9 protein-coding genes are annotated in these 9665 nt (G+C 72.4%); all 9 read left to right on the plus strand.

Annotated features, from left to right (window positions below; all coding sequences use genetic code 11):
* Window positions 1-704: 704 nt before the first annotated feature.
* A complete protein-coding gene (locus AB0L74_RS32700) occupies window positions 705-1007 on the plus strand; it encodes a hypothetical protein (RefSeq protein ID WP_365660549.1) in 303 nt (100 codons plus the stop codon).
* A 105-nt stretch (window positions 1008-1112) separates the two neighbouring features.
* Complete coding sequence (locus AB0L74_RS32705) at window positions 1113-1322, plus strand: hypothetical protein (protein WP_365660552.1); 210 nt, start codon at window positions 1113-1115, stop codon at window positions 1320-1322.
* Between the two features lie 137 nt (window positions 1323-1459).
* Window positions 1460-3724: a catalase gene (locus AB0L74_RS32710; RefSeq protein WP_365660555.1), complete on the plus strand. Its 2265-nt coding sequence runs from the start codon at window positions 1460-1462 to the stop codon at window positions 3722-3724.
* A gap of 355 nt (window positions 3725-4079) precedes the next feature.
* The gene (locus tag AB0L74_RS32715) at window positions 4080-4322 is read left to right on the plus strand and encodes a hypothetical protein (protein WP_365660558.1); all 243 of its coding nucleotides are present in this window, start codon (window positions 4080-4082) and stop codon (window positions 4320-4322) included.
* 161 nt (window positions 4323-4483) lie between these two features.
* Complete coding sequence (locus AB0L74_RS32720; protein WP_365660561.1) at window positions 4484-5113, plus strand: hypothetical protein; 630 nt, start codon at window positions 4484-4486, stop codon at window positions 5111-5113.
* 211 nt (window positions 5114-5324) lie between these two features.
* The gene (locus tag AB0L74_RS32725) at window positions 5325-7517 is read left to right on the plus strand and encodes a HEAT repeat domain-containing protein (protein WP_365660564.1); all 2193 of its coding nucleotides are present in this window, start codon (window positions 5325-5327) and stop codon (window positions 7515-7517) included.
* Between the two features lie 347 nt (window positions 7518-7864).
* On the plus strand, window positions 7865-8098 hold the full coding sequence (locus tag AB0L74_RS32730) for a hypothetical protein (RefSeq protein ID WP_365660567.1): 234 nt from the start codon (window positions 7865-7867) through the stop codon (window positions 8096-8098).
* 428 nt (window positions 8099-8526) lie between these two features.
* Window positions 8527-9273, plus strand: a complete 747-nt coding sequence (locus AB0L74_RS32735; protein WP_365660570.1) for a hypothetical protein — start codon at window positions 8527-8529, stop codon at window positions 9271-9273.
* Window positions 9274-9286: 13 nt separating this feature from the next.
* Complete coding sequence (locus tag AB0L74_RS32740) at window positions 9287-9445, plus strand: hypothetical protein (protein WP_365660574.1); 159 nt, start codon at window positions 9287-9289, stop codon at window positions 9443-9445.
* The last annotated feature ends 220 nt before the right edge of the window (window positions 9446-9665 follow it).

Here is a 9665-nt window from a genome sequence, read left to right on the forward strand (position 1 = left end):
AGGCGGTGATCGACGCGATCACCGGCACCGTGCGCCGGCCGCAGACGCTACTCGTGGTGCAGGGAGTCGGTGACGTGGTGCTGGTCGGTGCGCCTGCGACCGGTCGGTGGGGGAGCGGTACGCGGGTGTGCGCTTCTTGACGGTGGAGTCGTCTGCTGGAGGTTTTCGGGGTGCGTGAGGCGCGTTGGGCTGGTCGTCGCGCGGCATTGCCTGGCCCCAGGTGGTGTGCGCCTGGCGTGCATGTCGTCGCCGCGGATGCCCGCCCGGCGGGATCGGCCGTGAAGTTCCGGTGAACCCTCCCGCCTCACGGGATCGGGCTGCTTTTGCAGGTCAGAGCCGGTTCTCGCGGCCGGGATGTTGAGTGTTGCGAAGGTCCAGAGACGAAATGCGTGGCGCTCCTACGTGCGCGGGGTCGCCTTCGGGGACGGCCGGCGTCCGGTCGACCAGTCCCTGAAGGGCGCCCTGGCGAAGGCCGGGCTCCCGCCCGGGGTATGGATGGGGCGGCCTGGCCGCGCTCGGACTCACCGCCGGGCAGACGGTGACCGAGCGCCAGATGGAGCTGGTCTTCGGGGCAGCTCCGGCGCCCGGACGCCGACCGGATCGAGCGCGAGCTCCTGGACGACGGCGCCGACCCGGAGACGGCCCGGCTCGCGACCGTACTGGGCCAGCCGATCGAAGAGATCGAGCGACGCAAGGCGACCCCCTTGCTCGCGCTCGACCTGCACGCCCCGCACGGCTTCGAGCCGGCGCCCGAGCCGCCGCGCGCCCCGCAGGGCACCGCCTGCACCCGCCGGGCCGAGGTGCCCCGGCTCACCGGCCCGGCCGGGGGCACCTCGCTGCACGCCTGCCTGGCCGCGCTCGGCGCCGCGCCGGGCCCGGCCGGCTGCCGGACGCGGTCACCGAGGCGGTACCGGACGGCACCGGGGGCCTGGCGGTCGTCTGGGCCGACGGCGCGCGGCACTCGGATCTCCTTCGGCCCGGTCTGGGTGACGCGCCAGGCCGGCTGAGTCCCCCGGTGTCCCCCGCGTCCCCCGCCCACCCGCGTCCGGTCGCGGCCCGGGCCGGGGGCCGGGAGGCTGGTACGGCACGGATCACCGGAGCCGGGAGCTGCCATGCACAAGTCGTCCTGCGCGCTGATCACGGCGCTGGCCGCCGTCGCCCTCGCTGTTCCGTCGGCGGACGCCGCCGGGCGGGTCCCGCTCGACGTCACCGCCACCGAGTGCCTGCGGGGCGGCGGCTCGTTCCTGGTGCTCCGGGACGGCCGGGGCGGCTGGATCAGGCAGTGCCAGGGCGGCACCCACGACGGCGAGACCATCATCTGACGCACCGTCCGTACGGCTCCGCCGGCAGATCAGCGCGCTGAGCCTGGCATCCGTGGGTACTCGCCGCGCGGCCGGGGACTCCTGCCCCCGGCCGTGACGACCACGACCGGCTGGCCGATATCGGAGGAATGAGACGTATGAGCGAGACCAACCCTCTCAAGCGGGTAGCCGACAAGGTCAGCGACGCCCTGCACGGCGACGGGCCCGAGGACGGCGTGCCCGGCAAGCCGGGGCCGGAGTCGCCGTCCGTCGCCGAGCCCACCGCGCCGCGTGAGCCGCTGCCGCCCAAGCCCGACCAGAACGGCCCGGAGACCGTGTCGCCGACCGGGCAGCCGACCGGCGCGGACCAGGCGCGCGTGGCCCAGTCCGGGGCGTACCTGACGACCGCGCAGGGCGCCCGGCTGTACGACACCGACCACTCGCTGAAGGCCGGTCCGCGCGGGCCGGTGCTGCTGCAGGACCATCATCTGCGCGAGAAGGTCATGCACTTCGACCACGAGCGCATCCCGGAGCGGGTGGTGCACGCCCGGGGCGCGGGCGCGCATGGCGTCTTCCGCAGCTACGGTACCGCCGCGAACGTGACCAAGGCGGCGTTCCTCGCCGAGGACGCGGAGACGCCGGTGTTCACCCGGTTCTCCACGGTGGTGGGCTCGCGCGGCTCCTCCGACACGGTGCGCGACACCCGGGGCTTCGCGACGAAGTTCTACACCAGCGAGGGCGTCTTCGACCTGGTCGGCAACAACATCCCGGTCTTCTTCATCCAGGACGCCATCAAGTTCCCGGACGTGGTGCACGCCGCGAAGCCGCACCCGGACCGGGAGATCCCGCAGGCGCAGAGCGCGCACGACACGTTCTGGGACTTCGTGTCGCTGCACACCGAGGCCACCCACCACACCATCTTCTTCATGGGCGACCGGGGCATCCCGCGCTCCTACCGGATGATGGAGGGCTTCGGCGTGCACACCTTCCGGCTGGTCAACGCCGCCGGGGAGACCACGCTGGTGAAGTTCCACTGGAAGCCCAAGCTGGGCGTGCACTCCCTGGTGTGGGACGAGGCGCAGCTGATCAACGGCGTCGACCCGGACTTCCACCGCCGGGACCTCGCGGACGCCATCGAGGCGGGCGCCTACCCGCAGTGGGAGCTGGGCATCCAGACCTTCCCCGACACCCCGGAGCAGACCTTCGAGGGCATCGACCTGCTCGACCCGACCAACCTGGTGCCCGAGGAACTGGCCCCGGTGCAGCCGGTCGGGCTGCTCACGCTGAACCGCAACCCGTCGAACTACTTCGCCGAGACCGAGCAGGTCGCCTTCCACGTCGGCCACCTGGTGCCGGGCATCGACATCACCGACGACCCGCTGCTGGCCGGTCGGCTGTTCTCCTACCTGGACACCCAGATCACCCGGCTCGGCGGCCCCAACTTCCCGCAGCTGCCGATCAACCGGCCACACGCGCCGGTCAACGACATGCAGCGGGACGGCATGCACCAGACTGCGGTGCACCGGGGCGTGGCGCCCTACCGGCCCAACTCCCTGGACGGCGGCTGCCCGTTCACGGCCGGCGCTGACACCGGGGCGTTCATCGAGGCGCCGGTCACCGTCCCCGAGGGCCGCAAGGTGCGTGAGGCGCCCGAGTCGTTCGCGGACCACTTCAGCCAGCCGCGCCGGTTCTGGCTGAGCATGAGCCCGGTGGAGAAGGAGCACATCGTCGGCGCCTACGTCTTCGAGCTGGGCAAGTGCTACGAACAGGCGGTGCGCGAGCGCACCTTGCAGGTGCTCGCCAACATCGACCCCGAGCTGTGCGAGCAGGTCGCCACCGGGCTCGGCCTGCCGGCGCCGGCGCCGACGGTGCCGCTGGCCGACGTCGAGCCCAGCCCGGCGCTGTCCCAGGTCGGCCAGGTCTGGCCCACCGAGGGCCGGATGATCGGCATCGTGACCGACGGCGCCGAATTGGACGGGGTCGCGGCGGTGCGGGAGGCGGTGCTGAACGCGGGCATGGTCCCGCTGGTCGTCGGGCCGGCCGGCGGCATGCTGGGCGACGGCACACTGACCGTGCAGCGCACGTTCGTCACCGCTCGGTCGGTGGAGTTCGACGCCGTACTGGTGGCCGGGGCGCCCGCCCCGGGCAGCGACGCCTACACCGCCCGGGACGCGAAGTCCGACCCGGCGCCGACCGGTCCGGCGACCACCGACCCGAGGGTGGCGCTGCTGCTGTCGGAGGCGTTCCGGCACGGCAAGGCAATCGGCGCCTGGGCGGGCGGCGAGGCGGCTCTGGAAGCGGCCGGCGTGCCCACCGACGCCCCGGGCGTGGTCCTGGCCACCACCGGCACCTCGGCCCTGGAACAGGTCACCACCCTGCTGGGCGGCCACCGGGTCTGGGAACGCTTCACCACGCGGGTCTGACGCCCGGAGCCTGCCGGGGGCGGGGGCCGTACCGGTCTCAGTACAGGACCCGCAGCGCCCCCGGCAACACCCGGTCCGTCACCGGCGGTACGGCGTCGACCTCGCCGTGCGACAGGTGCGCCTCCATCGCCTGCTTCATCCCTGCGGCCTCCAGTCTGGCGCGGGACGTCGGCGACGTCGCCGTGGTCCTCGGTCAGGATGTTCTCGGTGAAGCGGATGATGGTCTGGGCGATGCCCGGCGGGAAGGCCAGGCAGGCGCCGTCGCCGTGGCACAGGACCTCCAGCAGCAGTTGCCCGAGCGCCGCCGCCAGGAAGGAGCGCGCGCACGGCTCCCCGCCTGCGCCAGGCGGTCCCGATGCCGGCGCTCCACGGCCTGTTGCCCCGCAGCCTCGACCTCGGCCTGATCACCGACGCACCCTTCCTCCATGTCCCCGACCCCGGCCGCAAGGTCACCCGCCGGCCGACCTGGTCCGACTTCACCGGCCCGCGCGCGGAAGCCCAGCGCTGGCAAGCCCTCCTGCCCCTGATCCTGCGGGACAGCGAACTCCTGCGCGCAGGTTCGTTTTCACCGTCGCGCGCGGACGCCGCTTCGACCTGAACCCCAAAGACGTACCGACCACCATCAAGATCTATTCAGTCCCGTACGGAAAAAAGCAGGAGTCCGAGGTTCGCGACAACGGCGACTTCCACGTCCCGGAGAAAGACCTTCCGGCCCTGACCGCCTCCTGCACCGTGATCTCGTCGAAGATCGACGCGGTCATGGCAGGCGCATCCCACCGGCTGCGCATCCTCAACCGGCGCGCCCGGCGCCTCGAACGCGCCGCCCGCCATCTCCCGATCGCCTACCAGCGCACCTACACCGACGACACCGTACGGGAGGTGGAGGCCGACGAACTGCACCTCGACTACGTCATCGCCCTGGAAGCCCTGCTGATCAGCCCCAAGGACGACCGCGAAGGCATCGCCAACAACATCCGCTCTCGCGCGTCCGCCCTGTTCCTCACCCCCGAACGCCAGAAAGCGGTCGGGGACATCGTCCACCGCGCCTACAAGCCCCGATCCGCGTATGTGCACGGCGATGTGATCAAAAACCAGACAGAGCAGGATAAACTGGAAGAGCTGCGGACTCTCAGACTCCTGACCCGGCAGATCATCCTGCGCCGGCTCGTCCTGACCCCTTCCGACACCGGAGGCTGCCGCCCAGGGCACCGGCCGCGAAGAACACATCGATCGCCCCCTGCGCGCCTTCTTCACCACCACCCCGCCCAGCAGCCCGCCCGCCGACATCACCGCCACCTGGCCCCCGGCGGAAAACTCCGCTGCCCGCCCGCGCCGCACCCCAGGCGTCTCGGCGATACAGCCCGCCGCCAGAAGTTCAGGCCGCGCTGATACTCGGCTCCGCCCGGGCCGTTTGAACCCTCTCCTCCAGCCGACCGTTCCGTACGCCTGCCAGTCCTCCACGCACCACGAGCCGGCCTCCTGCGATCCCGCCCCGCACCCCGCCTCTTAAGGGCCGCTGAAGGGAGGCTGCCCCTGCCGCAGGACGGTGCCGGGGTCGATTCCGCCCCGAGTGTCAGTGCTGCCCTGCATAGTGTCGGTCATGATCAACGACTTGGACAGGACCGACTGGGCGTCCCTGGGGCACGCCTACGGGGCGGCCGACGATGTGCCGGGGTGGCTGCGCGGCATGGCGTCGCCCGACCCTGCCGTACGCGAGGAAGCGTTCGGCAACTTCTACGGCGCCGCGCTCCATCAAGGGAGCGTGTATTCGAGCACGGTGGCCAGTGTTCCGTTCCTGTTCGCGATGGCGGATGACCCGGCGACTCCTGACCGCGGGGAAGTCGTCGCGCTGCTGCTCAGCATCGGGCGGGAAGCGATCGACGCCGAGGAGATCTACGCCGTCGTCTGCGGCGAGGACGGTGAAGAGTCCACGATCTACCCGGACACCGCGAACCTGATGCGCGAGCGCGCCGACGCCTTCGTCGCCTATGCCGGTGACGCAGACCCGCGGGTGCGCCGGGCGTCGATCGAGGGCCTGGGGCTCTTCCTCGACGACGCCGAACGGGCGGTGGGGCTCCTGCGGGACCGCCTCGTGGAGGAGAGCGGGGCCGTCGAGCGTCTCTTGGTGGTGCGGACGATGGCCGATCTGGCCATCCGTCTGCCTGCGGCCGCTGCGTCGGCGCGGGCGTGGCTGGATGCGTTGGCCGACAGCGACACCACCGATCCGGACACTCGTCTGGCGGCGCTCGTCCACCGGGCCCGCTGCGCTCCCGATTCCATCGACGACCAGACGGTGCCGACCGCGATCGACCTGCTCCGCCAGGTCACCCCCGCGCCCCGGCCCGAGGAGGACAAGGAGCGCGGAGACCGGGATCCGTCCCGTCCGTGTGCGTGCGAGGCCGAGCCCGAACCCGACCCGAACGTCCCCGGGCACGTCGCGGCCGCCTTCGCCGACCTCGAACGCCACGGGCGCGTCCACGCCGCCACCACCCCTTTGCTGACGGCTTTCCACACGGCCCTGGGCGCGCGTGTCGAAGATCGTACGGCTTTGCTCACTGAGCAGCTGTCCAGCCCGGACCCTGGAACCCGCTACGACGCCATTGACATGGCACGCAGTCTGATCACCTCCTGGCGGGGCGATCACACCGGCCTGGTGCGGCTCATCGGCGACTGCCTGCTCCCGGACGACGCCTACACCGCCGCGGCCGCGGCCGAGGCGCTCGGCTCCCTGGCCACCCTCGCCGAACCGGCCCGCGAAGCCCTCGCCACCTACGTCACCGCCCACCGCACCACCCACCAGCCGGATGCGTGGGCCAGCCCGCACCGTGCCGCCCGCCGAGCCCACCAGCTGGCCGTCGTGGCGCTGGCCGGGCTCAAGGATGAGCGAGCCCTGCCCAGCCTGCTCGTCGCGCTGGACACCGATACCGATGCCTGGCGCGCCATGGGCGCGGTGGAGCATCTGCCTCAGTGCGCCGCGGAACTTACGCCCCGGTTGATCCGGCGCCTCGCCGACGTCGACCACTCCCGGAAGTGGCCCGATGTCAGCCCTACGACGCTCGCCTCCGCCCTCGCCAAGCTCGGGGATCCGGCAGCCGTACCCGCACTCGCCGAAGCTGTCCAAGCCGCCGTCCGGCACAAGCAAGGGCGCACCGCGGAGACTGTCCTGAAGGCGCTCGCGTCGTTCGGTCCCCGCGCCGCATTCGCCTTGGACGTCGTCCGCCCCCTCACCGACGCAGACGATGTCTCCGTGCGCACCGCTGCGGTGGGCGCGGTCTGGGAACTCGAACGCCGCCCCGAGAGCGTCGTGCCGCTGCTGGAGCGTCTCCTGGACGATCACGGGAACTTCGACGCGATCGACCTCGCCGGCCGGATCGGCCCCGGCGCCGCAGCAGTACTGCCGCGCCTGCGGCAGATCCTGAGCGAGCGGGTCGAGCAGAACGCGCGCAACGAGCAGAACGGCTCGGCTGTGCTGAACGACTCGTGGACCCTCGTCCACGTCGCGTCCGCCCTGTGGGGCATAGGCGGCACGAGCGAGGCCGGCACCGTCGTGCCGGCGCTGCTGGCCGCCTGGAAGGACAACGACTCCACCGCACGCGACGTCGTCGCCTGCCTTGGCCGCATGGGGCCGGCCGCATGCCCAGCCTTGCCCCAGATCCAGGCCGCACTTGAGCAACCTCATCGCGGCAACCCACGGTGGTCGGGCGCCGTCGCTTTCGACCTCGAGGTCGAGCACACCTGTCGTGCCATCCTCACGCGCCTCTTTCCGGACTCGACACCGGCCAGGGGGGAATAGGTCCGGCCACACCGGTGTGCAAGGCCCGCAGGTCCGGATCGGCACGCGACCTGCGCATACGGTCACATCGGCTGGGGCTACAGCATCGACTCCGGCTGGGGTACGACGGACGGCAGAGGCGCCCAGCAGCGCGACGTCGGGTGGGGGACCACCGACGAGCCCGACTGGGACTGATGCTCATCCCGGGCACAGTCGCAGGAGGCCCGGCCCGCGGCGGCAGATCTTCTGACACGTCTCAGCCGGCCGCGCTGGACAGCCCCGACGGCGACATTCTCTTCCGCGAGCAGGAAGCCCGCGCCGACGCGGAGGAGAAGCGCCGGGCCGCTGAGCGGGAGGCGTAGCGCCCCGTGTGCGAGCGGTGCGGAGGGAAGTTCACCGACCAGCGCTGGGAGGAGACCACCGCGCACCGGATGGCCTGGAAGGCCGAGGGCGTGTCCGTGTGCGGCACCTGTCACGCCGACGACGTCGCTCGCGAGGCAGCCGCCGCCGAAGCCGCCCGGCGCCAGGCCGCCGCGCCACCGGAGCCGGAAGACGACCAGGGGCTGGGCCGGGGCCGCGGCTGGTTCCGCCGCAGGCCCTGACAAGGGGTACCTGTACCGGTATGGCGGAAGAGCGGGTGCGGTGGCCGTCCGTGGTGGACCGGGCGCGGGAGATCGTGCACGGGTACGCGCCGATGCAGGTCACGCTGCGCCAGGTCATGTACCGCCTGGTTTCCGAGGGGACGCTGCCGCACACGGCGCCGATGTACCGCCGCCTGTCCGCGCAGCTGGCCCTGGCCCGCCGGGAGGGCCGCTTCCCGGACCTGATCGACACCGTTCGTGAGCAGGTCACCACCTACAACCTACCCACCGCCGCCCAAGGCCACCGACCGCCGCTCGTTCTCCGGCACCGCCACCACCCAGGCCGAGGCCCTGCCCCCGGACATCCTGGCGGCCATCGTGCACCAGGCCATCGAGGCTCACCGCGACCAGGCGGTCCACCAGCGGACCCTGGAGCGCGAGGAGATCGATTGGCCAGTGCGGCGAGCGGGGAGCGCCGACTTTCTCCACCGCGCACAACTGCTCCCAGTCGACTGCGGGGAGCGGACCCTCCCAGTGCGACGCGACCGCCGTGTGCACGATGCCGGACGGCACCCGCGCCTACGCCCTGCTCGACGGCGTCGGCGACACCCTGGCCGTCCGCTCCTGGACCCGTACCGCCGCCCCGTCTGGCCCGCGCCGCCGCCAGGCACGCGGACGCGGAGGCCGGCCTGCGCGCCGAGTACGACCACTGCGCCGCCGCCCGCACCGTCGGCCACGACCTGCCCTGCGCGGCGGCCGTCGTCGCCGTCCACGTCCCCGGCGGCCTGCTCTCGGTCGCCTGGTCCGGCGACGCCCGCGCCTGTCTCCTCCTGGACGGACACCTGCGCCTGCTGACCGAGGACCACAACGCCCGCCGGGTGTACGACGACGGGGACCGCAACCTGATCACCTCATGCCTGGGGGAAGCACGCAGCGACGAGGAGACCGAACGCCTCTGGGGCCACCCGGCCATCGAATACCTTCGCTGCCCGACCCGGCCGGGCCGGCTGCTGCTCGCCTCCGACGGCGCCTACGAGCCCCACGAGGACGCCGGCCGCGACCTGGCCGCCTACCTGACCGGCGACCCGCGCACCGCCGCCGAGCGCCTGGTCGACGACGCCGTCCGGCGCGCCCGCGCGCTACCGGACCCCTACGCGGACAACGCCACCGCCCTCATCGCCCGCATCACCTGCTGAGAAGACCTCACCGGTGGACACCCCGCCCGTCCCCGCCACCGACACCCGCGACCAGCACATCGCCGACCTGCGCGCCGGGCTCCAGCGAGCCATCCCTCTGCTCGGCTTCGCCGCCGGACGGGAGGCGGCCACCGTCCCCCAGGCAGGCGGAGATGCTGCTGGTGGCCGCTGACGACATGACAGGGATCCTGAACCGCACCGCCCCCTGAACCCGGACTCCTGGCCGGGGCCGCCACGCTCCGCCGCCGTCACCGCGGCGTGTGTCCTCCCGGTTTTCATCAGCTTCCTCCACCCCAGCGACGAACGGAAACCAGTCGAGTCGACACCCGGCACGGCTCTTTTCCGGTTTTCCTCCCCCGCGCGCGGTCGGGGCGCGGTTGGATGTCCTCATG

The organism is Streptomyces sp. NPDC052020 (genome assembly GCF_040680575.1).
In the GTDB taxonomy this organism is placed as follows: Bacteria; Actinomycetota; Actinomycetes; order Streptomycetales; family Streptomycetaceae; genus Streptomyces.